We start from the raw sequence: 25,863 nt of genomic DNA, 5'->3' as shown, positions 1-25,863 counted from the left end.
CGCTACTTCTCCAGGCGGTGCCCCCACACGTACACCCGGTCGCCCGTCTTCAGCACCTTCCACAGCTTCCGGGCGTCCTTCAGGCCCATATTGACGCAGCCGTGCGAGCCGACCGGGGTGAAGATGCTGCTGTAGACGCCGTGGAAGGCCTGGCCCCCGCTGAAGAACTGGGAGTACGGCATGGGGCTCTTGTACAGCGTCGACACGTGGTTCTTGTGCCGCCAGTAGACCTTGTGCCAGCCGTTCCGCGTCCCGTACCCCTCCCGTCCGCTGCGGATGGGCACCGGCCCGAACACGACGTCCTTGCCGTTCTGCACCCAGACGAGCTGCCGGTCGAGGTCGACACAGGCGACCCGGTACGTCCGCACCGGGCACTTCTTGCCGGCGTTGGGGTTGTCGCGGGCGGAGACCAGTTGCATGGTGGCCCACGTCGTGGGCCCGGCGTAACCGATGGCGGGCTTGATCCGGTGCTTCTTCTGAAAGGCGCGGATGGCCCGGCAGTCGGCGGCGGACTGCTCCCCGTCCACCGGCAGCTTCAGCCACCGCTCGACCTCCCGCTGCCGGACCCCCGTCTCCTCGCTGCACGTCACGTCCCCGAAGGAGTCCAGGGGATCGACGTACTCCACGACGTCGTACGACTCCTTCGGCGCGTCCCGCGGCTCGACGGCCTCCTCCGTCTCGCTGGGCGTGTACACCTTCGGCGCCAGCGCCTGGTCGGGGGTGTCCATCTGCGAGAGCGGAAGCAGGTTCAGAGGAACCCCCGGCACGAGTCCGGCGGACTGCGGTCCGTCGGTCGGGGGTGCGGGGTCCTCGGCCGGGGGCACGGGATCTACGGCCGGGGACGCTAGGTCCTCGGCCGGGGGCGCGGGATCCACGGCCGAGGGCACGGGATCTACGGCCGAGGGCACGGGATCTACGGCCGGGGGCACGGGGTCCACGGGTTCCCCGGAGTCCGCCGAGGCGCTGCCGAGGGGCAGCAGGACCGCCCCGGCGAGCAGCACGGCGACGCTCCGGCCTGCGATACGACTGCTGATCATGCGCACAGGGAAGCGTGAGGGCCCGCCCGCGCGGGGGCGCCGCGCGGCGCGGTCACTCATTCGAGGACCATTGCGAACCACTTTCCGGGGCCCCATAGGGTGCTCGGCATGAGCATCATCGGGGTCGGCATCGACGTGGCCGAGATCGACAGATTCGAGGCGGCGCTGCAACGCACACCCGGGCTGGCCGAACGGCTCTTCGTGGAGAGCGAGTTGCTGCTGCCCGGCGGCGAGCGCCGGGGCGTCGCCTCGCTCGCGGCCCGTTTCGCGGCGAAGGAGGCCCTGGCCAAGGCGCTCGGCGCACCGGCGGGTCTGCTCTGGACGGACGCCGAGGTCTACGTCGAGGACAGCGGCCGGCCGCGTCTGCGGGTGACGGGGACGGTGGCGGCGCGGGCGGCCGAACTGGGCGTACGGTCCTGGCATGTCTCGCTGAGCCATGACGCCGGGGTGGCGTCGGCGGTGGTGGTGGCGGAGGGCTGAGCCTCCGCCACGCGTGCGGTCCGGGCTCGCGTCAGCAGATCGACTGACTGGTGTTCACCCGCGTGATGTTCCGGAAGGTCGTGTTCTCACCGCAGGGGCTCTCCCTGATGGCCGAGTTGGTCACGGTCAGGTTCTGCACGGTGATGTCCCGGTTGTTCGGAAACTCGGAGCGAGCCGCCAGCCGAAGCTCGCCACCGCCGGTGATGGTGCCGCTCTGGGCGGCGAGGTTGACGTTGTAGCAGTTCTCGATCAGGACCGAGTTGTTGCCGGTGTTGGACAGCGAGACCCGGTCGATGACGGCCCCGCCGCTCTCCGACACACAGAACACCCCGCGCCCGCCCCCGCGCGCGACGACCTCACCGACCCGGATGTTGACCGGGTAGGAACTCCCGACCCGCCCGTTGCGGTTGGCCATGCGGAAGGCGGCGTACCCCGTGCCCGTCCCCGCGTTCTCCGCGTCCACCTTGCCGACGGTGGCGTTGATGGTCTGGTTGAGCAGCAGCCCCGACTCGCCGACGTTGCGCGCGGTCACGGTCCCGATGGTGATGCCGTCGACGCCGTACGTCTCCACGGCGTGGCTGGAGGCGCCGGAGACGTGGACGCTGTCGATCCGGACGTTGCGCGTCCACTCGCTGGTGTTCCCGCGGTTGTCGATCCGCACGCCGAGGCCGCGGGAGAGCCGCATGTCGATCTGCCCGAGGACGACGTTCTGGACGTTGCGCATGAAGATCCCGTACAGCGGGGCGCCGGTGACGTTCAGATGCTGGACCTCGACGTCGCGGGTGCCGCGCGAGTAGACGGGCGCCTGGTCGCCGGAGCCGCTGCCGGTGACGTTGATGGTGCCGCAGACGTCGAGCACGGTGAAGCTGGGCAGGGAGATGCGCGACCCGGCGGACATCGACCCCGAACCCCGCACCACCACCCGCTCCTTGGCGGTACGCCCGGAGGTCAGACTGCCGACGGCGGCCTGCACGGCGGCCCGCATGTCGCTGCCCGTGTAGACGGTGCTGCTGCCGCGCCGGGCGGTCCAGGTGCTGCCGTTGAGAACGGCTTCGGCCTGGTACGAGCCTTCGCCGCAGGCGGCGGCAGCGGCCTGCGGCACGGGCACGGTCAGGGTGCCGACGGCGGTGAGGAGGGCGGTGGTACCGACGGTGGCGAGGAAGGAGGCTCTTCGTCCCATGGGGGGTCCTCTCGTCGAACCAATTCGACTGAATCGATTCATCCTGTGGGGGCCGGGAGTTTGGCAAAGGCACGGCAAAGCGTCAATGGATGCGACGCGCTCGGCGACGTACGGGAGACTCGAACGCATGCGGACTGCGTACAGCGTGGAGACGGTAAGGGCGGCAGAACGGGAGCTGATGGCACGGCTCCCGGACGGCGCGCTGATGCAGCGGGCGGCGGCCGGACTCGCCGCGGCCTGCGCGGATCTGCTGGGCCGGGTGTACGGCAGCCGGGTCGTGCTGCTGATCGGCAGCGGCGACAACGGCGGCGACGCCCTGTACGCCGGCGCCCGGCTGGCGAGGCGCGGAGCCGGAGTCACGGCGGTACTGCTGTCACCGGAGCGGGCACACGCCGGGGGCCTGGCGGCACTACGCCGCGCGGGCGGCCGTACGACTTCTGCGGGCGCCGCCGAAGAGCCGATCGAGCGCGCGGACCTGATCGTGGACGGCATCGTCGGCATCGGCGGCAAGGGCGGCCTGCGGCCGGAGGCGGCACCCTTGGCGGACGCGGCCGCCCGCTCCAGGGCCGCGGTCGTCGCCGTGGACCTCCCGAGCGGCGTGGACGTCGACACGGGCGAGGTGCGCGGCGCGGCGGTGCGGGCGGACCTGACGGTCACCTTCGGCACGCACAAGCCGGGGTTGCTGATCGATCCGGCGCGGGAGTACGCCGGTGTGGTGCGCCTGGTGGACATCGGACTGGCGCTGCCGGCGGACGCGGTGGAGTTGGAAGCGCTCCAACACGCGGACGTGGCGGCGCTGTTGCCGCTGCCGGCCGCGGAGACGGACAAGTACCGGCGAGGGGTCGTGGGTATCGCGGCGGGGTCGGGGCGGTACCCGGGCGCGGCGGTACTCGCGGTCGCGGGGGCGCTGCGAGGCGGCGCGGGAGCCGTACGGTACGTAGGCCCGGCCGGGGACGCGGTGATCGCCCGGTTCCCCGAGACGCTGGTGTCGGACCGGGGACCGAAGAAGGCGGGCCGCGTGCAGGCCTGGGTGGTCGGCCCGGGCGCCGGGGACGACGCGGCGACGGTGGCGGAGGTGCTGGCGACGGACGTACCGGTGCTGCTCGACGCGGACGGCCTGCGGCTGGCGAACGCGGATGCGGTACGCGGCCGTACGGCACCGACCCTGATGACCCCACACGCCGGGGAGGCGGCGGCGCTGCTCGGTGTCTCCCGGGAGGAGGTCGAGGGGGCGCGGCTGGCCTCGGTGCGGGAGTTGGCGGGGCGGTATGCGGCGGCGGTGCTGTTGAAGGGTTCGACGACGCTGGTGGCACAGGCCGGGGGCGCGGGCGCCGTGCGGGTGAATCCGACGGGAACGGGGTGGCTGGCGACGGCGGGCAGCGGGGACGTGCTGTCGGGGCTCGCGGGATCCCTGCTGGCGGCGGGCCTTTCGCCGGTGGACGCGGCGAGCGTGGCGGCGTATCTGCACGGGCTGTCGGCGAGGTTCGCGGCGGATGGGGCGCCGGTGGGGGCGCATGATGTGGCGGAGGGGATTGCGGGGGCTTGGCGGGATGTGCGGAGGAGTGAGTGAACGCGGGGTCGCTGTTGTCGACACCGACCCCGACGATGCTCACCCGGGCACTCCACGATCCACCCGGCGCCCCGCGGCCCGGTTCAGGAAGCGGGTGAGCAGATCCACGTCGGGACGCAGGTCGAGAGCCCGGAGGACGTGGATGTCGACGACATCGCGCCTGTCCAGGACACGCAGTACCGCCGCGGCCCATGCCGAGAGATACCCCGCGGCAAAGCCGGCGGCCCAGCGCTCGACATGCTCCGGATCTCTTGAGTAGACCTGAGTCAGGTCCTCAAGGCGGAGAAGCCCCTGCCGTCTGAGGTCGTGCAGCCCTGACCGGTAGCCACCAGCCACCTCATCGACCTCGTCCGGGAAGATGCCCAGTGCGAGGCAGGCCGTAGCAAGCCGGAGGAGGTTGAACAGCTCCGGCGAGTCGTCCGGCTGCCCCTCTTGCCGATCGGCCAATGCTCAGGCCTCTTCAGAACCGGCACCCGGAAGACCCGGGTCCTCGGCGAACAGGTCCTCGGCCGTCGCGACCGTCAAGGAACGGTCGAACCAGGCAGTGAGGGTGTCGAGGTCAGTGCACGAGGTGACGCGCTCCCGCATCTCCTCGGGGACGGCGATGCCGCGCTTCTCCAGCGCGCGCAGGATCATCAAGGCGCGGTCTTCGACCTTGCCCTCCAGGTAGGCCGTCTCACGAACCGTCCCCCGACCGGGGAAGTAGCTGACGAACGTCGACATGATTGCCTTCCATTTCTCTCCGGCTGGAGTCTTACCCAAGGTGACTTCGAGGAAGTCGAAGAAGTACTTGGCGGTGGCAGGATCGGTATCCAGGAGTTCCTGAAGGGCTGTGCTGATGGCCTCCAGTATGGCGTCGCCGTCGCGGCTGCGGGCGTGTGCCAGGGCGGAGAGCACTGCCAGCGGGAGGTTCTTCGCCGCAGTCCGGGCGTCGGTGATCACCGGCAGGTTGTCCGGCCCGGCGACCAGTGGATACGTCCGCAGAGCCGTCCAGCCGCGCGTGCCGCAGTCGAAGGGACCGGCCGCCCACTTGGCTGTGGCCCTGTTCTGACAGACGACGAGAAGCAGTACGGGCAGCTTGTACTTCGCCTGGAGGTAGCCGATGTAGTACGCCCAACTCCACTCCTTGCCTTCGACCTTGCCCGACTGTGCCTCGACGGCGAGCAGAAAGTCCTCGCCGTCGGACGGGCCGATGCGCAGCACGGTGTCGATGCGACGTTCCAGCGGCCGCGTCTCCGTGACGTCGGTGGTGACGGCATCCACGGTCGCCTTCGCGGATAAGGGGACGCCCAGGACCCCGAAGACGGGAGCCAGGATCTCGGGCCGCTCCTGAAAGATGCGGTGCATGCCCTCGTGAGCTGATGTGACCATGTGTGCAACCTTGATGGCGTGATGGGCTGAAGATCCAGACGGTTCGGATACGTTCACTCTTTCGAGCGGCGAGTAAACGTTCACGCTGCCGAGGTCAGCTCGCACCAGACGTACTTGCCCCGGTTGCCGTTCCTGGTCAGCGGCTGCCAGCCCCACAGATCGGAACAGGCCCGGACCAGCGCCAGCCCCCGCCCCTCCTCCGCCTCCCCGAGCCGCTCCAACTCCATTGGCGGCTCCGGCGGTTCCGGATCCGCATCCCACGCCCCGATCCTCAGCACCCCACCCGCCCAGCGCACCCGCAGCGCCGCCGGCCCCTTGGTATGGCGTACGGCGTTGGCGACCAGTTCGGTCGCGAGGAGTTCGGCGGTGTCCGCGAGGTTGATGAGGCCGTGCATGGTGAGGATGAGCCGGAGGGTACGGCGGGAGACGGTGACGGCTCGGACGTCGTTCGGGATGTAGAGCGTGTACTCCCAGGGGTTCGGTTTCGGGCATGGGTGAACTCCGTTCGGGTTGGTGGGGAGTTGCGGTGGCAGTGCCGCAGCCGTCATGGCAGGACGGAGCGGTGCGCTTCCGCAGCGTGTACGTCGCATCACTGACGGTATGGGTTACGTGTAATCCAAGGCAAGTTGATCGCGTAATCTGACCCCGAACGAGCCGTACTGGCAGCGGCGTTGAACCAAGGAGCAACTGATGGTCCAGAGGCGCGAACCGACTGCGCGTCAGGTGCGGTTGGGGGTGGAGCTACGGAGGCTTCGCGAGGCGGCAGGACTCAACGCCGTCGAGGCAGCGAGGCTCCTTGGTTTGAATCGAGTCCAGATCAGCCAAATCGAATCCGGAGCCACGGGGGTGAGCGAACAGCGCCTGCGTCGCCTCGCGTCCCACTACGCATGCACGGATGAGGAGTTCGTCAACGCGCTGGTCGTCATGGCTACGGACCGAGCGCGCGGCTGGTGGGAGGAGTACCGCGGCCTGCTGCCGACTTCATTCCTGGATCTCGCCGAACTGGACCACTACGCCACGTCCCTGCATGAGGTGGCGATCCTCTACGTTCCGGGCTTGCTGCAAACCGAGGAGTACGCCCGCGCCGTCTTCTCCGGGAGAGTCCCCGAACTTACCCACGATGAGCTTGAGTTGCGCGTCCGCCACCGAATGAGGCGTCAGCAAATCACCCGCCCGTACAAGTTGGTGATCCACGAGTCGGCTCTGCGCATCAGGGTCAGCGACCGCGCGGCCTCCCGAGCTCAACTCACCAAGCTCCTGGAACTCTCCGAAGCAGACAACATCACCTTGCGCGTGATCCCCTTCGACCTGGACGGCTTCTCCAGGGCCGCCGACACCATGTCGTACGCAGGCGGCACCGTTCCCAAACTCGACACGGTGGTACGCGACGTACCCCATGGCTCAGCCTTCATCGACTCCGAAGCACAGCTCAATGTCTTTCGAACGCGTTTCCGTAAGGTAGAAGCGGTATCACTGGACCCTGAACGGTCGCGTGATTTCATCAACCGCCTGGCGAAGGAGCTGTGAGGCATCCCATGGACAACTGGCGAAAGTCGTCCTACTCAGGTCCGGACGATGGCAACAACTGCGTGGAGATCGCAAACTCCCCCACCCACATCGCCGTACGCGACTCAAAGACCCCGGCCAGGGCAACCCTCACCTTCCCAGCCGGAGCCTTCGCAGCCTTCCTCGACGGCGTAAGGGGCGACGACTACTCCACCGTCACCGACTTCGCGAGGTTCCGCGGCTGATCCACCTCGTTCCCCCGGGCGGTGGCCAGCTCGCACGCGAAGACCTGAAGCGGCACCGTGGCCACAAGCGGCTGAAGCAGGGTCGGCGTGGCCGGAATCCGGATCAGGTGATCCGCGTACAGCACCACCGCCTCATCCCCCTCCTCCGCGATCACGATGGTCCGCGCCCCCCGCGCCCGGATCTCCTGCATGTTGGACACGATCTTGTCGTGCAGAACGGACCGCCCCCGAGGCGAAGGCACCACAACAACCACCGGCAGATCGTCCTCGATCAGAGCGATCGGCCCATGCTTCAGCTCCCCCGCCGCAAACCCCTCGGCGTGCATATAGGCGAGTTCCTTGAGCTTGAGCGCGCCCTCAAGGGCAACCGGATACCCGACATGCCGACCGAGGAAGAGCACCGTGTTCTTGCCGGCCAGGCTCCGCGCCAGCTCCCGTACCGGCTCCATGGTCTCCAGCACCCGCTCGACCTCGCACGAGATCCGCGACAGATCCCGGATGACCGCCCCGATCTCGTCACCCCACTTGGTGCCCCGCACCTGCCCCAGATAGAGGGCGACCAGATAGCAGGCGACCAACTGCGTCAGGAAGGCCTTGGTCGAGGCGACCGCCACCTCCGGCCCGGCATGCGTGTACAGCACCGCATCCGACTCCCGCGGAATGGTCGACCCGTTCGTGTTGCAGATCGCCAGCACCCGGGCCCCCTGCTCACGGGCGTGCCGCAGCGCCATGAGCGTGTCCATGGTCTCACCGGACTGGGAGATCGCGATGACGAGGGTCTGCTGATCGAGAATCGGATCCCGGTACCGGAACTCGCTCGCCAGCTCCACCTCGCACGGAATCCGCGTCCAGTGCTCGATGGCGTACTTGGCGATCAGCCCGGCGTGAAAGGCCGTACCGCAGGCGACGATGACGACCTTGTCGACCTCCCTCAGTTCGGAGGCGCTGATCCGGACCTCGTCGAGCGTCAGTGAGCCGGCGGCGTCGATGCGCCCCAGCAACGTGTCGGCGACCGCCTTGGGCTGCTCGGCGATCTCCTTGAGCATGAAGTAGTCGTAGCCGCCCTTCTCTGCGGCGGCGGCATCCCAGTCCACGCGATACGACCGCACATCCGCCGGCCGCCCGTCGAACCCGGTGACGGTCACCCCTTCCCGCCGCAGCTCCACGACCTGGTCCTGCCCCAGCTCGATCGCCGACCGCGTGTGGTCGATGAACGCGGCGACGTCCGAGGCGAGAAAGGCCTCGCCCTCTCCGACACCCACCACGAGCGGCGAGTTCCGCCGCGCCCCCACCACCACGTCGGGCTCGTCCGCATGCACCGCGACCAGCGTGAAGGCCCCCTCCAGCCGCCGGCACACCAGCCGCATGGCCTCGGCGAGATCGGCGCAGACGGAGAACTCCTCGGCCAGCAGGTGAGCGACAACCTCGGTGTCGGTCTCGGAGGCCAGCTCATGCTCCCGCTCCTCCAACTCGGCCCGCAGCCCGGCGAAGTTCTCGATGATCCCGTTGTGCACGACGGCGACCCGCCCGGCGTTGTCGAGATGCGGATGGGCATTGGCATCGGTCGGTCCCCCATGCGTGGCCCACCGCGTATGCCCGATCCCGGTGGTGCCCGTCGGCAGGGGCCGCTCGGTCAGCTCCTTCTCCAGATTGACGAGCTTGCCCGCCTTCTTCGCGGCCGCCAGCCCGCCATCCGCCAGGACGGCAACCCCAGCCGAGTCGTACCCCCGGTACTCCAGCCGCTTCAGCCCGGCCGTGACAATCTCGAGCGCCGACTGCGACCCCACGTATCCCACGATTCCGCACATGCGCGGCAGCCTACGACCGAAACGGCGCCCGAAAGGGCCGCAGCGTGCCCGAATTCGGAAATTCCCACGGGGGTACGAAGCCCACTGGCTCTGGCAACAGGGGCTTCAAGGATCTTTACGCACAGCGGCTGGTCCCAGCGAAGCCCTTGTAGGTCACCGTCCGGACAGGACCCAGCTCGTGTGCCGACGCCTCGACCGACCCATCCGTCGATCGATGCGACCCCGGCCGCCTTCTCGGATGGGGCGCCGGTGGTGGCGCACGATGTGGCGGAGGGGATTCCGGAGGCTTGGCGGGATGTGCGGGGCTGAGAAATCCGATCCGACCTCAGCGCCGGGCCAGCGCCAGCACACTCAGACCGAACATCAAGACACCCAGGGGGAGATGGACGGACGGGACGTGTGCGATGCCGAGCACCACCTGGACCGAGGCGAGTACGAGGAAGCCCGACGCGTGCCAGACAGGCCGGGGCGAGCCGCCGCCCGGCTTCCACGCCAGTACCGCCGCGAGCACGTACAGCATCGACGCCCCGTACATCACACGGGCTCCGACACTGTGCAGCGTCTCTCCGTAGGACGAGGTCAGCAGCAGTCCGGCGGAGACCGCCTGAAGGAAGATGGTCAGGGTCTGCAGCGCGATCGCGATCCGCAGGAACGAGGAGCCGCGCTGTGCGTTCGCCGTCGCCGTCACCTGAGTGGCCATGTCACTGTCCCCTCTTCCGCCCTTCGGGGCAGTAGATCGATAAGGTCTCACCAGCCCGACGACACGGGCCTGCGAAAGGTAAGGCGAGGGGGCGGTCGCAAGCATGGGGACTGTCGGGACCAGCGCGGATGACATAGCCGACGAGCGACGCCAACTGATCAATGTCGCTTACCGGTTGCTGGGTTCGGTGACCGAGGCCGAGGACGCCGTACAGGATGCCTACGCACGCTGGTACGGGCTGTCACGAAGCCGGCGGGAGGAAATCCTGTCCCCCGGTGCATGGCTGACGACGGTGACCAGCCGCATCTGTCTGGACCTGCTCGGATCGGCGCGGGCACGCCGCGAACGCTATGTCGGCGCGTGGCTGCCCGAGCCACTGCCCGACCACACCGAGTGGAACCACGCGGGCGGCGCCGACCCCACCGGCCCTGCGGACCCCGCCGACCAGATCGTCCTGGACGAGTCTGTGGCCATGGCCTTCCTCGTCGTCCTGGAGTCGATGACGCCCGCGGAGCGGGTGGCGTTCGTCCTGCACGACGTGTTCCGGTACCCGTTCGCCGAGATAGCCGACGTTCTCGACCGGTCCCCTACGGCCTGCAAGCAGCTGGCGGCCTCCGCCCGACGGCGGGTGAGCGTCGTGCGCGCTCCGATGACGGCGACCGGCCGGGCCGACGTGGTGAGGCACGTCAAAGAGGCGTGGGAGGCCAAGGACATCGCAGCTCTCGTCGGTCTCCTCGACCCGGCCGCCGTGATGACCGCCGACGGCGGCGGCATGGTCGGCACAGTCCTGCGCCCGATCGAGGGCGGCGCGCACATCGCCCAGTACATGGTCGCCATTGCCGACAAGGCTCCGGGGCTCGAACTCCTGGAGCGCTCGGTCAACGGCGTGCCGGGCCTGGTGGCCCAGCGTGCCGGTGTCGTCATGACCGTGGCCTCGTTCGACGTCTCCAACGGACGCGTCACCCGGATCTGGGCGGTCCGCAACCCGGAGAAGCTGCGACCGTGGGCACGGGAGGGCTCCCGCTCAGGCCGAGCAATGCCCCGCGGCGGCCAACGCTCAGGCCCCTTCTGAAGGTACAGGGATGCCACGCACCTCCAGCACGGACAGGATCCCCTGGCCTCGCCTTTGGCGATGGCTGCCGACCGGACATGCGGCTGGTGGGAGAGAAGTACCGGGGTTTGCTACCGACGTCGTTCCTGGACCTGTTGTCCCACGATTCCGCACATGAGGCGCAGCCTACGGCCGAAGCGCCACCCTGATCCGGCCCGAACCTCGCGCCGCGTACCCGAAATCGGAAATTCCCACCAGGGTACGAAGGCCCCGGTGGGAACTGATCAGAAGGATCCGCGGATCAACCGAGCTTGCCGAGTTGCGCCTCGACAATCTCCGCCGGGAAGTCGAAGTCCTTGCCGCTGGCGGCCGAAGCGAGGTTGACGGCCGGGACGTAGGCGACGGTGGCGCCCTTGCGGACGACGACGCTCTTCATCGGCGCCTTCACGCCCTCCTCGGCGGACAGGGACAGCGTCAGGGCGATCGCCTCGTCCGCCCCCTCGGGCGCCTGCGTCGTGGTCACCTTCAGGACCTCGTTCTTCGTGCCGCCCGCGGTGTAGGAGAAGCCACCGGCGCACTTCCCGGCGGCCGCGTTCAGGTCCTTCATCACCTGCTCGGCGCCGCCGCCCTCGTAGGAGGCCAGCGTCAGGACGACCTTCTCCAGGTCGATGGCGGCGAGCATGGTGTCCTCGGCACTGGCGCCCGCGGCGGGCTTCTTCGCCTCGCCCTGCCACGCCCGCTTCACCGTCGCCGCCGGCTCACCGGCATACGTTCCGGACTGGAGGTACGCGAGCGGAGCACAGGCCTCGTCGTCCGCCTTCACCTTGTCCTGCGCGATGTCGTCCTGCGCCGGCACCTTCTCGGCGACCTTGCCGCTCTTGACGTCCGCCTGCGTGAGCGCGGCCTTCTCCAACTCCGCGGCGGTCAGCGCCTTGGCGGCCGCGGTGGTGGCCGGGGCGGCGGAGGCGGAGGCGGTCGCGCCGCCCTTCTCCTCGGCCGCGTCGTCGGCCTGGTCGCCGCCACAGGCGGTGGCGAACAGGGCGAGGGCGGCGGCGGAGGCGGCGAGGGCAGTGCGGCGGACGGCGGTGGGTCTCGGTCTCACGGTGAGTGCTCTTTCTCTTCAGTGCTCTGTGGCGCTTCACACGGATGCGTTCGCGCTTCGGCGCACCTTATGCGCGAGAACCACACAGTTGATCATTTGATGTGTCGACCGCTACCCGAATGTGACACCTGTGTGATCGAAATCCGGGTGGGATACGGTGGGCCGCCACCGAGAGGAGCGAAGGGAGTCCTCACGATGTGCGGTGGGGCGGTGGTGCGCTGGCTGGTGCTCGTCGCCATGCCCGTACTCGCTCTGGCCCACGGGTTCACCGGAGCGGCCACGCACCTGCCGCATCATCCCCAGGAAGCGTTGGCGGCCATGGCTCACCACTCCGGTGACCACTCCGGCGACCACCCCGGCACACCGACCGCGGCCGAGTCCTCCGCCGGGGCGCGGGTAACCGGCGTGGCTCCGTTCGGGGACGGCCATGCCGACACCGCCTGTCCGATGACCTCCCATGGCGGGCCGCATCTCCCCAGCCCGTCCGCGACCGACTCCGGCACTGTGCAGAGCGACCCGCACGGTGCTCTTCTGTCGCCGTGCGCCACAGCGCCGTCCCGGTCTCCTGCCAAACCGTCCCTGACCGCTCTGTCCGTGCTGCGGATCTAGACGCGAACTCGATTCGCGTCTCTCTCCATGAATTCACGCAGAACGGACGGAAATTCAGGTATGGGTAACAGAAGGCGAACCGAATCACGGATATTGGCGGACATCGGCGCCGGCCGGGTCGTCGCGGCGTTCTCCTCACTGGGTGCGGCCGCGATCCACTTCGCGTCGGCCACGGACCACTATGCCCAGTGGTGGCCCGCCGGGATCTTCTTCTACGCCGTAGGCGCCCTCCAGACCGGCTGGGCGGTGGCCGTCCTGCGGCCGTCCGGCCGGGTCGTCATGGTGCTCGGTCTGGTGGCCAACGCGGGCGTCATCGCCACCTGGGTGGTCAGCCGGACGGAGGGATTCCCGGTGGGTCCCGGCGCCGGGGTGCCCGAGGACATCACGCGAGTCGGTATCACCGCCACAGCTTTCGAGGCGGTCGTCTGCCTGGTGGCCCTGTGGCACGTACGGCGACGCACGGCCCGCGGCTTCGTCTCCTCGCTGCGCGCCGTCCTGCTGGTCGGCGCGGCCGGCGCGGCGGTGATGGGCGTGACGATGCCCGCGGTCCAGGGGGCGATGGCCCACAGCCACGGCCATGCGCAGGAGTCGACCCCGCACGGTGACGACGGGCACGAGGACGGCGACGCCCACGAGAGCGACCCCCACGAGGAGAGCGGCGCCGAGCCCCGGGAGACGGGCTCGGACGGCGCCTCGCAGACACCGAAGGCGTCGCCGGCCGTCTCCTCCGGGCACGACGAACCCTCGGACGACGGGCACGACGACGGGTCGCACGGTCACTGAACGGCCACGGGCCCGGGGGACGAGCCCCGCAGCGCCGTCCCCCGGGCAGCCGCCCCTCACGTCTTTGCCCGGTAAGCCCTCATGGCCAGCGGATAGAACACCAGCGCGATCCCCGCAGCCCACACCAACGACCACATCACCGGCTCCGCCACCGGCCCGCCCAGCAGCATTCCCCGGAACGCGTCGGACAGGTGACTGACCGGGTTGACGTCACTCCACGCCTGGAGCCACCCGGGCATGGTCTCCACCCGAACGAACGCGCTGCTGGTGAAGGTGATCGGAAAGATGAGGGTGAAGGCGAAGGCCTGTACCTTCTCCGCATCCCCGGCCAGCATCCCGATCAGCACCGCGCACCACGACACGGCCGCCGCGAAGAGCACCACCAGCAGCGTTCCGAGCAGGAAGCCGTCCAGCCCGCCGGTGATCCGGAAGCCGAGCAGCAGGCCGAGCCCGATCATCAGGAGCAGGGCCCAGACGTGCTTGGCGAGGTCCGCCGTGATGCGGCCGATGAGGGGGGCCGAGCGGGCGATCGGCAGGCTGCGCAGGCGGTCGAAGACGCCCTTGGTGAGGTCGGTGTTCAGGGCCATGGCCGTGTACATCGTCATGAACAGGGTGTTCTGGACGATGATCCCGGGCAGGGCGTATTTCAGGTACGCCTCGGGCGAGCCGGCCATCTGCCCGCCCAGCACATACGTGAAGAGGAACACGAACATGATCGGCGTGATGCTGTAGTCGACCAGTTCGAGAGGGTTGTGCTTCACCGCCACCAGACTGCGCCAGGCCATCGTGAACGTCTGCCGCAGTCCGTCCAGCGGTCGCACCCGCCCCGACTTGGTGATCGGCGCCGTGATCGTCGTTGCGGTCGTGGCGGTCATGACCGGCTCACCGCCCTCTCCAGCTCACCCTCGCCGTCCCGTACGGCCGCCCCACCGTCCCCCTCCGGTTCGCCGGGCTCGGCCCGGTGCCCGGTCAGGGCCAGGAACACCTCGTCCAGCGAGGAGCGGCGCAGCGCCAGCTCGCCCACCGCGATGCCCTCCCGGTCCAGCGTGCGCACGACGGCCGGCATCAGCTCGGGGTCCTTCACCGGCGCGGTGATCGTCTCGCCCTCGATCTGGGTCTGCGGGCCCGCCGCCTCGGTCACGAGCGCGTGCACCCGCACAAGATCCTCGGCCAGCACCGGACGCAGCTCCAGCACCTGCCCGCCGACCTGCGACTTCAGTTGGTCGGGTGTGCCCTCGGCGATCACCCGGCCCTTGTCGATCACTACGATGTCGTCGGCGAGCACATCGGCCTCGTTCAGATACTGCGTGGTCAGCAGGGCCGTCGCACCGTCCGCGACCAGGCCCCGCAGCAGGTCCCACAGCTCCCCGCGGCTGTGCGGGTCAAGGCCGGTGGTGGGCTCGTCGAGGAAGAGGATGCTGGGCCGGCCGACCAGGCTGGCCGCGAGGTCCAGGCGCCTGCGCATACCGCCGGAGTACGTCTTCGTGGCCCGCCCGGCCGCGTCCGCGAGCTGGAAGCGCTCAAGCAGCTCGGCCGCGCGCGCCTTCGCCGCCCGCCGGGGCAGCCCCAGCAGACGCCCGATGAGCAGCAGGTTCTCGGTGCCGGTCAGGTTCTCGTCCACCGCCGCGTACTGCCCGGTCAGCCCCACCATGGCCCGTACGACACCGGCGTCCCGCACCACGTCGTGACCGGCCACGTGGGCCCTGCCCCCGTCGGGCCGCAGCAGCGTCGCGAAGATCCGTACCGCGGTCGTCTTCCCCGCGCCGTTGGGGCCCAGCAGCCCCAGCACCGTGCCCTTGCGGGCCCCCAGATCGACCCCGGCCAGCGCCTCGGTCTCCTTGAACCGCTTGACCAGGCCTTCCGCCTCTATCGCATACGTCGTCATGGGTCACCCCTAGTCGCCCCTGGTTGCCCTGCTCACCCCTCGGCGTTCGTGGACCGGCCCGGCCCACCTCTCCCCACAACTGTGACGCACGCCACTGACATTCCCCGACTTGCCCGGGTTTCTCCCGAACGCGACCGCGTGACGGATCCCACCTCACCGTCCGTTCGTCCTGCCGTAACAATGGACTGTGATCTCTCCGGTCTCCTCGATGCCCCGGAGCGCCCACCGGCAGCGGCCGGAGGCGACTCCCTACGTCGACCTCACCCGCTCGGAGTGGAGCGCGCTGCGCGACAAGACCCCGCTGCCGCTCACCGCGGAGGAGGTCGAGAAGCTGCGCGGCCTCGGCGACGTCATCGACCTCGACGAGGTGCGGGACATCTACCTCCCGCTGTCCCGCCTGCTCAACCTCTACGTCGGCGCCACCGACGGCCTCAGAGGCGCGCTGAACACCTTCCTCGGCGAACAGGGCTCCCAGTCCGGCACCCCGTTCGTCATAGGCGTCGCCGGCTCGGTCGCCGTCGGAAAGTCCACGGTCGCCCGGCTTCTGCAGGCCCTGCTCTCCCGCTGGCCCGAGCACCCGCACGTCGAGCTGGTCACCACCGACGGCTTCCTGCTGCCCACCAAGGAGCTCCAGGCCCGCGGCCTGATGTCGCGCAAAGGCTTCCCCGAGTCCTACGACCGCCGCGCGCTCACCCGCTTCGTCGCCGACATCAAGGCGGGCAAGGACGAGGTCAGCGCCCCCGTCTACTCCCACCTGATCTACGACATCGTCCCAGACCAGCGGCTCACGGTCCGCCGGCCCGACATCCTGATCGTCGAGGGCCTCAACGTCCTCCAGCCCGCCCTCCCCGGCAAGGACGGCCGCACCCGGGTCGGGCTCGCCGACTACTTCGACTTCAGCGTGTACGTCGACGCGAGCGCCGAGGACATCGAGCGCTGGTACCTCAACCGCTTCAAGAAGCTGCGCCAGACCGCCTTCCAGAACCCGAACTCCTACTTCCGCAAGTACACCCAGGTCTCCGAGGACGAGGCCCTCGACTACGCCCGCACCCTCTGGCGCACCATCAACAAGCCCAACCTGGTGGAGAACATCGCCCCCACCCGCGGCCGCGCCACCCTGATCCTCCGCAAGGGCCCGGACCACAAGGTGCAGCGGCTGAGCCTGCGCAAGCTGTAGCGCCGTGCCGCGGCACTGTCCGCCGGTGACAAGGCCGTACCGGAAATCTGAGTTCCTGTCAGCACCGGCTGAGCGGGCCGGGTCCCGGAACCTAGCGTCCGTGGCATGGACACGATTCGCAGCAGGGAAAGCAGCAGGGAGAGGACGTGGCGCGCGGCCGCGCTGGCGGTGCTGTTGACCGCGGGGACGCTCACGGCGGCGGCCCCCGGTGCCCGGGCGGACGAGAACCGGACCGGGACGCGGGCCGAGACGCCGGTCGCGGTGGGGTCGGCGGTCGCCGGGGTGCGCGAGTCCGTGGTGCGGGTGAAGGTGCCGTTGCCCGAGGCGGCGGGGGCCCGCCCGGCCGCGTGCGACTGGCTGTCGTATCTGCGCTACCGCGCCGCCGACGGGCCGGCCGCCTCCGCCGACGCGGACCGGATCCTCGTCGCCCAGCCGGGCATCCTGGAGGGTGCCGGGGCGTTCGACAGCGTCGCCCGCAACACGGTGGCGGCGGCCGCCGCGCAGGGCCGGCACATCGAGTTCTGGGCGCTGGACCGCCGCTCCAACTGCCTTGAGGACCGCACCGGCATCGCCTCCGGCGACCAGCACACGGCCGTCGACTACTACTACCGGGGCAAGCAGGTCGACGGCCGGACCTTCGAGGGCTACGCCGACAACGACAAGCTGGGGTGGATGGCGCGGCTCGGCATCGAGCAGACCGTCCGGGACCAGTACGACCTGCTCACCGCCGAGTTGCCCGACCAGGCGCTGCGGGGGCGCAAGGTGCTGTGCGGCGGGCACTCGCTGGGCGGCGTCGTCACCGGGTACTTCGCCACCGCCGACTTCGACGGCGACCCGGCGACCACGGCCGACGCCGGGTACAACCAGTGCGCCGGCTACTTCGCCCTCGACACCACCGTCTCCACCTCGCTCGCCGACCTCAGCGGCAGCCTCCCCGACGACACCAACCTGCCGGACATCGGCCTCGGTTACGGCGTCGTACAGGCCGGCCTCGACAGCGGAGTGCTGCCGCGGTCGCTGTCCGCGCCGGTCCTGCTCAACCCCGAGACCATGACGCTGCTCGCCATCGCCGGCATGGGCGCCGTACGGAACCCCGGAGCCGAGGCCGACCTGCCCCGCTATCTGCCGTCCAACCTCAACATCGAGGCCACCAACCGCTTCCTGTTCTCCAAGGACACCGCCGCCTTCCTCACCGGCTCCCCCGGCGTGAAGGACTTCCGGCTCACCAACGAGGCCGTACTGGGCGCCCTGCTGGACGACCACTCCGTACCGCTCGCCTTCCTGCAGAGCAGCGTCGGGTTCTTCGACGGCGGGCCGGTCGCCGACAAGAACTTCCCCGTCGCCAACGGTGGTCAGGAGCAGCCGGGGCTGTTCGGCACCGAGTACAAGGCCATCCCGGACCGGCCCGCCGGGCCCCTGTACACCTGGCGCAATTACGACCGTGTCGGCGCCGCCGACGACCCCGGGTACCGGTCGGCCGACGGCACGCCCTTCACCGACGCGGGCAAGGAGGTCACCGACATCCAGGAGCTGGCCCGGAGCCTGGCCGAGCAGCCGCTGGACTTCACCGAGCAGTACTTCCCGACCAAGCTGGTCACCGATCTGGAGCTGGCCACCTCACCGCAGGTCAAGCGGCTCGTCGTGCATCCGGACGGGCTCACCGCCAACCCCACCCTGACCGTCCTCGCGGGCGACGGGCTGCTGGCCGGCCGCGTCCCGGCCGACCTGAACCCCGTGGTCGCCGACGGCTACCAGCACCTCGACGTGCTGACCGCGGCGCCGACGCAGAACGACGGCCGGCCCGAGCCGGTCTCCACCAGCCTCGCGCGGTTCGCCGGGGGCCCGCGATAGCCGTGCGCGCAGGAAGGACGGCCCGGGAAGCCGAGCCTCCCCGGGCCGCCCTTCGTGTGCCGTACGACGGCTCAGACCTTGCCCGCCGCGAACGTGGCGGCCGCGTCCGCGTCGGCCGAGTAGCCGAGGTGCGCGCCCACGTCGTTCCCGCCGCTCTCGCAGATCGGGTCGCCCTTGGCGCAGAAGTCGATCGTGCGGCTCTGGTAGACGCCGGTGACGCTCTTGCCGAGGGCCCGGATCGGATTGCCGAACAGCAGCACCGCGGCGACCTTCGGCTCGACCGAGGCCGGCAGGGTGGCCACGATGGGGCTGCCGACCACCGCGCCGGCGCTGCTGATGCCGATCGAGTTGTCGACGACGTTCGCGCCCTGTGAATAGCCCACGAGAATGAACCGCTGGCTCGGGCACGCGGATGCCTGCCCATTGACGTGATTCACCAGGTCCGCGTTTCCCTGGGCGGCGGAGGTGGGGGAAAGGTCCGCCGGGTAATTCACCTTGTAGCTGGAAAGGCTTTTGCCGGTCAGTTTCTTCTGGAGTGCGGAGTACACCGGATCGCCGACGATGAAGCCGAGGGTGCCCGGCTCGAAGGTGCCGCGAGCAGCGACGACCTCGATGTCCGAGCAGGGTGCGGCCGACGCCGAGGGCGCCGTGAGGGTGGCGACCGAGACCCCGCCGAGCAGCGAGAGCGCGGCGAGACACGAACGAATACGCATGGGCCGTCCTCCATGTGGGGGAGCGCATGACGCGCCTGCGGGATAGGAGGCCCCGAAGGTATTCGCCCGGCTCTGCCGGGTGTTATGGACGGAAGAAAGAAAAGCCGCGGCTTTTTCTTCGCTCAATGAGTAGTCAATGAGCTCAATGAGTAGTCAAATGAATGGATTCCGCGCGCAGGGCGAGCACGAGGTCGAGGCGGGTCCCCGGATCGTGCAGGGTGTCGCCGAACAGCTTGTCCAGTTGGCGCAGGCGGTAGCGGACCGTCTGCGGGTGGACGTGCAGCCGGGCGGCCACGTCGGGCACGTTGCTGCCGCTGAGCAGCCAGGCCAGCAGCGTCTCGGCGAGCCGGGCGCGCTGCCCGGCCGAGACCTCGTCGAGCGGGGCCAGAGCGGTGGCGCGGAGTTCGGCGAGCAGCGGCTCGTCGGCGTGCAGCAGGAGGGTCGACAGGTGGTCGGCGCACCGCACCACACCCTGCCGGGGCAGGACGCCACGCCCCATCAGGCCAAGCGCCCGGGTGGCCCAGCGCAGCGACCGCGCGGCCTCGGTGAGCGGAACCGTCGGGCCGATCGCGGCGGGCCGGCCACGCAGCGCGAGCGCGAGACCGCGGCCCGCCCAGCGTCCCGAGCCGTCGGGGTCGGGCACCAGCATGCGGGGCGGCCGGGACTCCATGTCCACCAGCTCCCCCGCCATCGACAACGGCCGCTCCTCCTCGCGCTGTTCGGAAGCGGCCGCGAGCGCGACGACGGCGACCTGCCGCGGTACCGGCCAGCGGGCCCGGTGCGCCAGGTCCTGCACGGCCTCCAGAGCCACCGGGCCGTCGCCGAGGAGCAGGCCAAGGAGCCGTCTGCGGCGGCGCTCCACCTCGTCCGTGCCGCTCAGTCGGGCCTCCGCATAGCCGGCGGCGGCCGCCTCCGCGACCTCGTGCACCGTGCGGAAGGCGAGCTCGCCCAGCGCGGCCACGACCGTCGAGTCCAGCACCAGCTCCTTCGCGGTGCGGCCCATCAGCCGCCAGGCGTGCATGCCGCCGACGCGCAACGCGGACTGCAGCGGCTCCAGCCCGCGGCCCTCCAGGGCCACATAGCGCCCGAGTTCGTAGTACGTCGCCGCGATCGACTCCCCGTTGTCGCGCGGGTCGGCGATGTGGTCGACGAACAGGGTGAGCGCCTGCACCACCCCGTCCCGCAGCCGCTCGCGGTGGGTGCCGTCTCCGGGCCTCGCGTACTCGGGGACCCGGCTGCGGACCTCCGCCTCCACCTCGTCGGCCACATGCTCCAGCCGGGCGCGCAGCAGCTCCACCAGCCCGGGCGGCACGGGCACGGCCCCGCGGGCCTCCGGCACCTCGTGCGGGGTGGGGACAGCCATCGGGGACACTCCTTTCGCCCGGAAGCGACTCGCCCGCGCGCTGGTGCCCGTGGGACGAGTGGGACGTCCTGGGTTGGACGGACGTCCCCGCCGCTCCGTTCCGTGCCCCCACGGTGCGGACATCACTCCGGCACGCCCAGAGCACCGGCGAGGATCGGCCACGACGCGGCGAACTCCCCCTTCCAGTACGCCCAGTCGTGTCCCCCTCCCGGGTAGAAATGAGTGGTGGCCGGGATGCCCTTGCGCGCGAGCGCGGCGGCGAAGCCGCGGGCCGAGGGCCACAGGGCGCTCTCCAGCGCCTCGGGCAGCCAGTCGCCGATGCCGCCGACCAGTCCGCTGCCCTGCGAGACGTACAGGGCCGTGCCGCGCAGTCCGGCGGCGCGGGCGCGCGGGTTGAAGTCCTGCCAGGTGAGCAGGTTGAGGAGCGGGTTGCCCCACAGCGAGACCGGGGACAGGCCCTCGCGGGCGACGATCGCGTCCACGATGGTCGGCACGCCGGGCGCGGTGGTGTCCAGGACACCGCTGTAGGAGGCGGCGGCGGTGAAGGCGCCCGGGTGCCGGGCCGCGTGCGCCATCGCCCCGTAGCCGCCCGTCGACACGCCCGCGACGGCCCGTACGCCGGAGGCCCGGTAGTCCCGCGCGAGCAGCGCCGGAACCTCCTCGACCTGGAACTTCTCGTAGTCCACGCCGTCGCGCCAGGCGCTGGGGATGCCCGTGGGTCCCGCGTCCGGCATCGCCACGATCAAGTCCCGGCCCTCGGTGAAGGACTCGATGTCCGTCTCCCGGGTCCAGGACGTGTAGTCGTCGTGGGCGCCGTGCAGCAGATACAGCACGGGGTACGTCCGCCCGGCGGCCGCGTCGAAGCCGGACGGCAGGATCAGCCGCACCGGCGCACTGCGGCCCAGGGCGGCCGAGGGCACGGCGAGGTCCAGGGTGCGCGGGCCCAGCCGGGTGGCCGCCCGGGCGCGGGTCGTGCCGGTGGCGGCGCCGAACAGGACGGCAAGACCGGCGGCGGCCGTGGCCTTGACGGCGGTGCGCCGGGATACTCCGGTGGCTCTGTCGACTCCGGTGGTGCGGCGGGGCATGGCGGCTCCTCGGGGTTCCGGATCAGGGGGACGGGGAACTCAGGACGGGCCCTAGGTGGGCGGCGATCTCGTCGACGTACGGCGGGTCGAGCAGCGCCAGATGGTGTCCGGCCACCCGGACGACCTCCAGCTCCGGGCACACCTCGTCCCAGCCCAGCGCCTCGTCGTCCCGCTCGTAGGCGGGGTCGCGCACGGTGTGCGGGGCGGGGTCGGTCGCCCGGTAGAGGACCACGCGGCCGTCGTACCGGCCGGGGCGGTGCGCCTCGCCGGTCCTCAGGTCCAGGTAGGAGGCGCGCTGGTGCTCCAACGCGGCGGCCGGCACCTCGGCGGCCGCGCTGAGCGCCTTCAGCACGGCGTCGATACGGTGCTCTTCGTCGTCCATGGCCACGAGGTCGTCGTACGGCAGCTCCAGCCGGACCCCGTAGGCGTCGGCCACGTGGGCAGCGAAGCCCTCGAAGTGCGCCCGGACACGGTCCGCCGGCGCCGGGCCGGGAGCGACGAGCGGGCGTACGGAGTCGATGAGCACCAGCAGCCGTACGTCCCGCCCCGCCTCGGCGAGCCGCCGGGCGGCCTCCTGGGCGACGAAGCCGCCGAAGGACCAGCCGCCCAGCAGGACGGGCCCGTCGGGGTGTGCGGCGGCGATGGCCTCGACGTACCGCCGTGCCTTGTCCACCACCGTGCCGGCCTGCTCGACCCGGTCGAGCCCGAACACCGGCTGGTCGGCGCCGAGTCGCTCGGTGAGCGGGCGGTACACGGTGGTCGGTCCCCCGGCCGCGTGCACGAGGAACAGGGGAGGACGGGAGCCGGTGGCGCGCAGGGGACGCGGCCACACACCACCGGCCGACTGGGGAAGGGCCCGCTCGACGCGGGCGGCGGCCTCGGCGACGGTGGCGGCGCCGAGCAGGTCGCGCAGGGGCAGCTCGATGCGGAACTCGCGCTCCACGGCCGTACGGACGCGGACGGCCATCAGCGAGTCGAGGCCGAGGTCGGCGAGGGCGGTGTCCGGCGTGACGCGGGCCGGCGGGTGGCCGCTGACGGCGGCGATGTGGTGGCTGAGGCGGGCCAGGACCGGGGAGGGGTCGTCCGCCGGGTGCGCGATGTCAGCGGCGGTGCCCTCAGTCATGCCAGCGGCGGTGCCCCCAGCCCTGCCACTAGCGGTGCCCTCAGCCGTGCCGGCGGCGGTGCCCCCAGATGGGCCCCCGCCAGCGAGACCGTCGGCCCGGCCCCCCGTCAACCCCGCCGCCGACGCAATCCCCGCCCTCGTCCGCCCGTCCGTCCACCAGTACCGCCCATGACGCCAGCGCGGCCCGGGTACGTCGACGACCCGGCCGGGCGGCAGCGGCAGCCGTTGCCCGGCCGCGTACAGCGCGCCCAGCTGTGCGGCGAACGCGGCCGATCCGTCGGCGTCGCGGCGCAGCGTGGCCAGGGCGAGGGAGTCGGGAGCGGAGTCGGTGACGGCACCCGTGAGGACAGGGTGCGGGGAGATCTCCACGAAGGCCGTGTGACCGTCGGCCGCGGCCGCCGCGACGGCCCGGTCCAGGCGAACCGGCCGCCGCAGGTTGGCAACCCAGTGGGCGGCGTCGAAGGCGCTCGCGCCGCGCGGGTCGTCGAGGACGGTGGAGAACACGGGCAGCCGCGGCCGGCGCCCCGTCACACCGGCCAGCCCGTCGGCCAGCTCCGGCAGCAGCGCGTCGACCTGCGGGGAGTGCCCGGCGCCGACGACCCGCATGGAGCGAGCCGCCCGGCCCTCCTCCTCCAGCCGCCGCACCAGCCGCCCCACGGCCGCCTCCTCCCCGGTGACGACCTTCTGCCGGGGAGAGGAGTGCACCGCGACGTGCACCCCCGGGAAGTCCCCTTCCAGACGCCCGAGTTCGCCGTCGTCGAGGTCGACGACGGCCATCGCCCCGCCCCGCAGCCCGCTCAGCAGCCGGGCGCGTACGGCGATGACGCGCGCGCCGTCCGACACGTCGAGGGCGCCCGCGCACACGGCGGCGGCCACCTCGCCCATGGAGTGCCCGATCACGGCCGCGGGCTCGACGCCGTACGAACGCCACAGTTCCGCGAGCGCCAACTGAACCCCGAACAGCAGGGGCTGTGCGGTCTCCAAGCGGTCCAGGCCGGTGCCGGACGTCAGGTGGTCGTACAGGGACAGGCCGCCGCACTCCGCGGCGAGCTGCGGGTCGAGCTTCTCCACGGCGGCGGCGAACGCAGGCTCCTCCTCCAGCAGCCGCCGCCCCATGCCGGGCCACTGGCAGCCGTAGCCGGAGAAGACCCACACCGTGCCGCCCCGCCCGACGAGGTCACGGTGACCGGTGACGACCCGCCCGTCCGGCCGCCCCGCCGCCAACGCACGGAGCGCCTCGGCGAGTTCGGCCCGGTCACGGGCGGCCACGGCGGCGCGCACGGGCCCCCTGCCGGCGCGTCCGGCGAGGGTGCGGGCGATGTCGGCCGGGTACGCGGCGCTGGTGTCCGGCCAGTCGGCGATCCGGGCGGCGGTGTCGCGCACCCGCTCGGCGTCGACGTCGGAGAGCAGGTGAAGCCGCACGGCGGGCTCGTCGACCGGCACCGGCGGCGGGCCGACGGGCCGCCATTCCTCCAGTACGGCATGGGCGTTGGTGCCGCCGAAGCCGAACCCGGAGACCCCGGCGGTGGCCGTGCCGCCGTAGCGGGGCCACGGCTCGGGCTCGGTCACCACTCGCAGCCGGTCGTCGCCGAGCACGCTGCCGTCCGTACAGTGCAGGGAGGGCGGGATGACGTCGTGGTGGAGGGCGAGCACCGTCTTGACCAGTCCGGCGATGCCCGCGGCCGACTCCAGGTGACCCAGGTTGCCCTTGACGGAGCCGAGCAGCAGCGGCTGGTCGAGGTCGCGGCCGTCGCCGAGCACCGCGGTGAGGGCGCCCGCCTCGATCGGGTCGCCGAGCGGGGTGCCGGTGCCGTGCGCCTCGACGAAGTCGACCTGGGCGGGGGTGAGGCCGGCCCGCGCGTACGCGGTCTCCAGTAACGCCCGCTGGGCGGCGGGGTTGGGGGCCATCAGCCCGTTCGACCGCCCGTCGGAGTTGACGGCCGTCGTACGGATCACCGCCAGCACCCGGTCGCCGTCCCGCTCGGCGTGCGACAGCCGCTTCAGAACGACGGCCGCGCAGCCCTCGCCGCGCCCGATGCCGTCGGCGGCGGCCGAGAACGGCTTGCAGCGCCCGTCCGGTGCGAGGACGCCCGCCCGCTCGAAGGCGACGGTGACGGCCGGCGACAGCAGCAGATTCACCCCGGCGGCGATCGCCGTCTCGCTCTCGCCGGCGCGCAGGCTGACGCAGGCGTGGTGCACGGCGACCAGCGAGGAGGAACAGGCCGTGTCCACGGCCAGGCAGGGCCCGCGCGTGTCCAGGACGTACGCCAGCCGGCCCGCGGTGACGCTGAGGGCGGCGCCGGCCGGCGCCCAGGGGTCGACGGCGGCCGGGTCGGCGCCGGTGAGCTGGCCGTACTCCGGGGCGGAGACGCCGACGAAGACGCCGGTGGGGGTCCCCGCGAGGGAGGCGGCCGGGACGGCGGCGTGATCGAGCGCCTCGTGGACGACCTCCAGCAGGATCCGCTGCTGGGGGTCCATCACGGCGGCCTCGCGCGGCGTGATGCGGAAGAAGTCCGCGTCGAACCCGGCGATGTCGTCGAGATAGCCGCCGTACGGATGCGCGTCGGCGGGCGGAAAGGCGGTGAAGTCGCGCCACCGGTCCTCCGGAACACGCCGAATGGCATCCCCGCCCTCGCACAGCAGCCGCCAGTAGTCGCCCGGCCCGTGCACCCCGCCGGGCAGCCGGCAGCCCACGCCGATGACCGCGACGGGCTCGCCGGGCGCGCCGGGCGCCATGACGAGCGGCGCGGGCCCGGGGGCCGTACCGCACAGCCGCGCCACCAGCGCCTCCCCGGTCGGCGCCTCCCACAGCAGCGTCGGCGGCAGCTCGCACCCCGTGACCCGGGACAGCTCCCCGGCCAGCGCGACCGCGTCCCGCGACGACATCCCGAGCTCGGCGAGCTGCCGGTCCATCGGAACGTCCTCGGGCACCGAACCGTCCCACGAGGCCACCCGCTCGGCGATCACCCGCCGCAGCACGTCCGCGTCAACGCCCCTCATCCTGCGGCCTCCGCGGTGTGGTCGGCGGCTGTGGAGGGTGGTGGGGTGTGCCGCGGGGTCGGGTCGGTGGGCGGGGTGCGCCGCGCCGCCTGGCCGGTTGGTGGCGTCCGACGCGTGGTCGGGTCGGTGGACGGTGTATGCCGCGCGGTCGGATCGGTGGACGGTGCGTGCCGCGCCGCCGGATCGATAGACGGCGTATGCCGCGCCGCCGAGCCGGTTGGTGG

At 71.3% G+C, this 25,863-nt stretch carries 23 protein-coding genes; 9 read left to right on the top strand and 14 right to left on the bottom strand.

The genetic code is table 11. The annotated features are described in order from the left end of the window. Positions 1 to 2: 2 nt before the first annotated feature. Positions 3 to 1,037: a L,D-transpeptidase family protein gene (locus ACP4J3_RS07840; RefSeq protein WP_426531786.1), complete on the bottom strand. Its 1,035-nt coding sequence runs from the start codon at positions 1,035 to 1,037 to the stop codon at positions 3 to 5. Between the two features lie 108 nt (positions 1,038 to 1,145). Between ACP4J3_RS07840 and ACP4J3_RS07835 the strand changes: the two genes are divergently transcribed. Continuing rightward, positions 1,146 to 1,517 carry a holo-ACP synthase gene (locus tag ACP4J3_RS07835; RefSeq protein WP_426531784.1) on the top strand — a complete coding sequence of 124 codons (372 nt, stop codon included), beginning with the start codon at positions 1,146 to 1,148 and terminating at the stop codon, positions 1,515 to 1,517. A gap of 31 nt (positions 1,518 to 1,548) precedes the next feature. On the opposite strand, the gene ACP4J3_RS07830 is transcribed toward ACP4J3_RS07835, so the two are convergent. Beyond that, positions 1,549 to 2,697 (bottom strand): hypothetical protein, encoded by a 1,149-nt coding sequence (locus ACP4J3_RS07830; protein WP_426531782.1) that lies wholly within the window; start codon positions 2,695 to 2,697, stop codon positions 1,549 to 1,551. Between the two features lie 127 nt (positions 2,698 to 2,824). Between ACP4J3_RS07830 and ACP4J3_RS07825 the strand changes: the two genes are divergently transcribed. Beyond that, entirely contained in the window at positions 2,825 to 4,267 is a 1,443-nt protein-coding gene (locus ACP4J3_RS07825) for an NAD(P)H-hydrate dehydratase (RefSeq protein ID WP_426531780.1), read from the top strand. Positions 4,268 to 4,306: 39 nt separating this feature from the next. On the opposite strand, the gene ACP4J3_RS07820 is transcribed toward ACP4J3_RS07825, so the two are convergent. The 3 genes from ACP4J3_RS07820 to ACP4J3_RS07810 form a co-directional block, all read right to left on the bottom strand. Then, positions 4,307 to 4,714, bottom strand: coding sequence for a hypothetical protein (locus tag ACP4J3_RS07820; protein WP_426531778.1), 408 nt, complete (start codon positions 4,712 to 4,714; stop codon positions 4,307 to 4,309). Positions 4,715 to 4,717: 3 nt separating this feature from the next. Further along, positions 4,718 to 5,638 carry a hypothetical protein gene (locus ACP4J3_RS07815; RefSeq protein WP_426531776.1) on the bottom strand — a complete coding sequence of 307 codons (921 nt, stop codon included), beginning with the start codon at positions 5,636 to 5,638 and terminating at the stop codon, positions 4,718 to 4,720. 80 nt (positions 5,639 to 5,718) lie between these two features. Next, positions 5,719 to 6,186 (bottom strand): ATP-binding protein, encoded by a 468-nt coding sequence (locus tag ACP4J3_RS07810; RefSeq protein ID WP_426531774.1) that lies wholly within the window; start codon positions 6,184 to 6,186, stop codon positions 5,719 to 5,721. 142 nt (positions 6,187 to 6,328) lie between these two features. On the opposite strand from ACP4J3_RS07810, the gene ACP4J3_RS07805 reads away from it, so the two are divergent. Continuing rightward, a complete protein-coding gene (locus ACP4J3_RS07805; RefSeq protein ID WP_426531772.1) occupies positions 6,329 to 7,165 on the top strand; it encodes a helix-turn-helix domain-containing protein in 837 nt (278 codons plus the stop codon). An 8-nt stretch (positions 7,166 to 7,173) separates the two neighbouring features. Further along, complete coding sequence (locus ACP4J3_RS07800) at positions 7,174 to 7,389, top strand: DUF397 domain-containing protein (protein ID WP_426531770.1); 216 nt, start codon at positions 7,174 to 7,176, stop codon at positions 7,387 to 7,389. On the opposite strand, the gene glmS is transcribed toward ACP4J3_RS07800, so the two are convergent. Next, positions 7,350 to 9,197: a glutamine--fructose-6-phosphate transaminase (isomerizing) gene (gene glmS / locus ACP4J3_RS07795; RefSeq protein ID WP_426531768.1), complete on the bottom strand. Its 1,848-nt coding sequence runs from the start codon at positions 9,195 to 9,197 to the stop codon at positions 7,350 to 7,352. The genes ACP4J3_RS07800 and glmS overlap by 40 nt on opposite strands. A gap of 325 nt (positions 9,198 to 9,522) precedes the next feature. After that, positions 9,523 to 9,897 (bottom strand): hypothetical protein, encoded by a 375-nt coding sequence (locus tag ACP4J3_RS07790; protein ID WP_426531766.1) that lies wholly within the window; start codon positions 9,895 to 9,897, stop codon positions 9,523 to 9,525. Positions 9,898 to 10,000: 103 nt separating this feature from the next. Here ACP4J3_RS07790 and sigJ point away from each other — a divergent pair, with 103 nt between their 5' ends. Further along, on the top strand, positions 10,001 to 10,969 hold the full coding sequence (gene sigJ, locus ACP4J3_RS07785; RefSeq protein ID WP_426531764.1) for an RNA polymerase sigma factor SigJ: 969 nt from the start codon (positions 10,001 to 10,003) through the stop codon (positions 10,967 to 10,969). Between the two features lie 280 nt (positions 10,970 to 11,249). On the opposite strand, the gene ACP4J3_RS07780 is transcribed toward sigJ, so the two are convergent. Continuing rightward, complete coding sequence (locus tag ACP4J3_RS07780) at positions 11,250 to 12,050, bottom strand: hypothetical protein (protein WP_426531762.1); 801 nt, start codon at positions 12,048 to 12,050, stop codon at positions 11,250 to 11,252. A 195-nt stretch (positions 12,051 to 12,245) separates the two neighbouring features. Between ACP4J3_RS07780 and ACP4J3_RS07775 the strand changes: the two genes are divergently transcribed. Together ACP4J3_RS07775 and ACP4J3_RS07770 are read left to right on the top strand one after the other, a co-directional pair. Next, positions 12,246 to 12,659 carry a hypothetical protein gene (locus ACP4J3_RS07775; protein WP_426531760.1) on the top strand — a complete coding sequence of 138 codons (414 nt, stop codon included), beginning with the start codon at positions 12,246 to 12,248 and terminating at the stop codon, positions 12,657 to 12,659. Between the two features lie 93 nt (positions 12,660 to 12,752). Then, positions 12,753 to 13,442 carry a hypothetical protein gene (locus tag ACP4J3_RS07770; protein ID WP_426531758.1) on the top strand — a complete coding sequence of 230 codons (690 nt, stop codon included), beginning with the start codon at positions 12,753 to 12,755 and terminating at the stop codon, positions 13,440 to 13,442. Positions 13,443 to 13,498: 56 nt separating this feature from the next. On the opposite strand, the gene ACP4J3_RS07765 is transcribed toward ACP4J3_RS07770, so the two are convergent. After that, on the bottom strand, positions 13,499 to 14,317 hold the full coding sequence (locus ACP4J3_RS07765) for an ABC transporter permease (protein ID WP_426531756.1): 819 nt from the start codon (positions 14,315 to 14,317) through the stop codon (positions 13,499 to 13,501). Continuing rightward, positions 14,314 to 15,327 carry an ATP-binding cassette domain-containing protein gene (locus ACP4J3_RS07760; RefSeq protein WP_426531754.1) on the bottom strand — a complete coding sequence of 338 codons (1,014 nt, stop codon included), beginning with the start codon at positions 15,325 to 15,327 and terminating at the stop codon, positions 14,314 to 14,316. The genes ACP4J3_RS07765 and ACP4J3_RS07760 overlap by 4 nt, the downstream gene beginning before the upstream one ends. 208 nt (positions 15,328 to 15,535) lie before the next feature. Between ACP4J3_RS07760 and coaA the strand changes: the two genes are divergently transcribed. Next, a complete protein-coding gene (gene coaA, locus ACP4J3_RS07755) occupies positions 15,536 to 16,504 on the top strand; it encodes a type I pantothenate kinase (protein ID WP_426531752.1) in 969 nt (322 codons plus the stop codon). Positions 16,505 to 16,672: 168 nt separating this feature from the next. Beyond that, positions 16,673 to 18,355, top strand: a complete 1,683-nt coding sequence (locus tag ACP4J3_RS07750; RefSeq protein WP_426531925.1) for a hypothetical protein — start codon at positions 16,673 to 16,675, stop codon at positions 18,353 to 18,355. A gap of 71 nt (positions 18,356 to 18,426) precedes the next feature. Here the strand turns inward: ACP4J3_RS07750 and ACP4J3_RS07745 are convergent, their stop codons facing one another. The 4 genes from ACP4J3_RS07745 to ACP4J3_RS07730 form a co-directional block, all read right to left on the bottom strand. After that, the gene (locus ACP4J3_RS07745; RefSeq protein ID WP_426531750.1) at positions 18,427 to 19,068 is read right to left on the bottom strand and encodes a cutinase family protein; all 642 of its coding nucleotides are present in this window, start codon (positions 19,066 to 19,068) and stop codon (positions 18,427 to 18,429) included. Between the two features lie 142 nt (positions 19,069 to 19,210). Continuing rightward, positions 19,211 to 20,431, bottom strand: a complete 1,221-nt coding sequence (locus ACP4J3_RS07740; protein ID WP_426531748.1) for a PucR family transcriptional regulator — start codon at positions 20,429 to 20,431, stop codon at positions 19,211 to 19,213. 122 nt (positions 20,432 to 20,553) lie between these two features. Then, the gene (locus ACP4J3_RS07735; protein ID WP_426531746.1) at positions 20,554 to 21,516 is read right to left on the bottom strand and encodes an alpha/beta hydrolase; all 963 of its coding nucleotides are present in this window, start codon (positions 21,514 to 21,516) and stop codon (positions 20,554 to 20,556) included. A gap of 22 nt (positions 21,517 to 21,538) precedes the next feature. Beyond that, complete coding sequence (locus ACP4J3_RS07730; protein WP_426531744.1) at positions 21,539 to 25,639, bottom strand: beta-ketoacyl synthase N-terminal-like domain-containing protein; 4,101 nt, start codon at positions 25,637 to 25,639, stop codon at positions 21,539 to 21,541. Positions 25,640 to 25,863: the final 224 nt, after the last annotated feature.

It is taken from the genome of Streptomyces sp. UG1 (genome assembly GCF_049974585.1).
In the GTDB taxonomy this organism is placed as follows: domain Bacteria; phylum Actinomycetota; class Actinomycetes; order Streptomycetales; family Streptomycetaceae; genus Streptomyces.
This window is presented reverse-complemented; position numbering and strand designations above follow the sequence as displayed.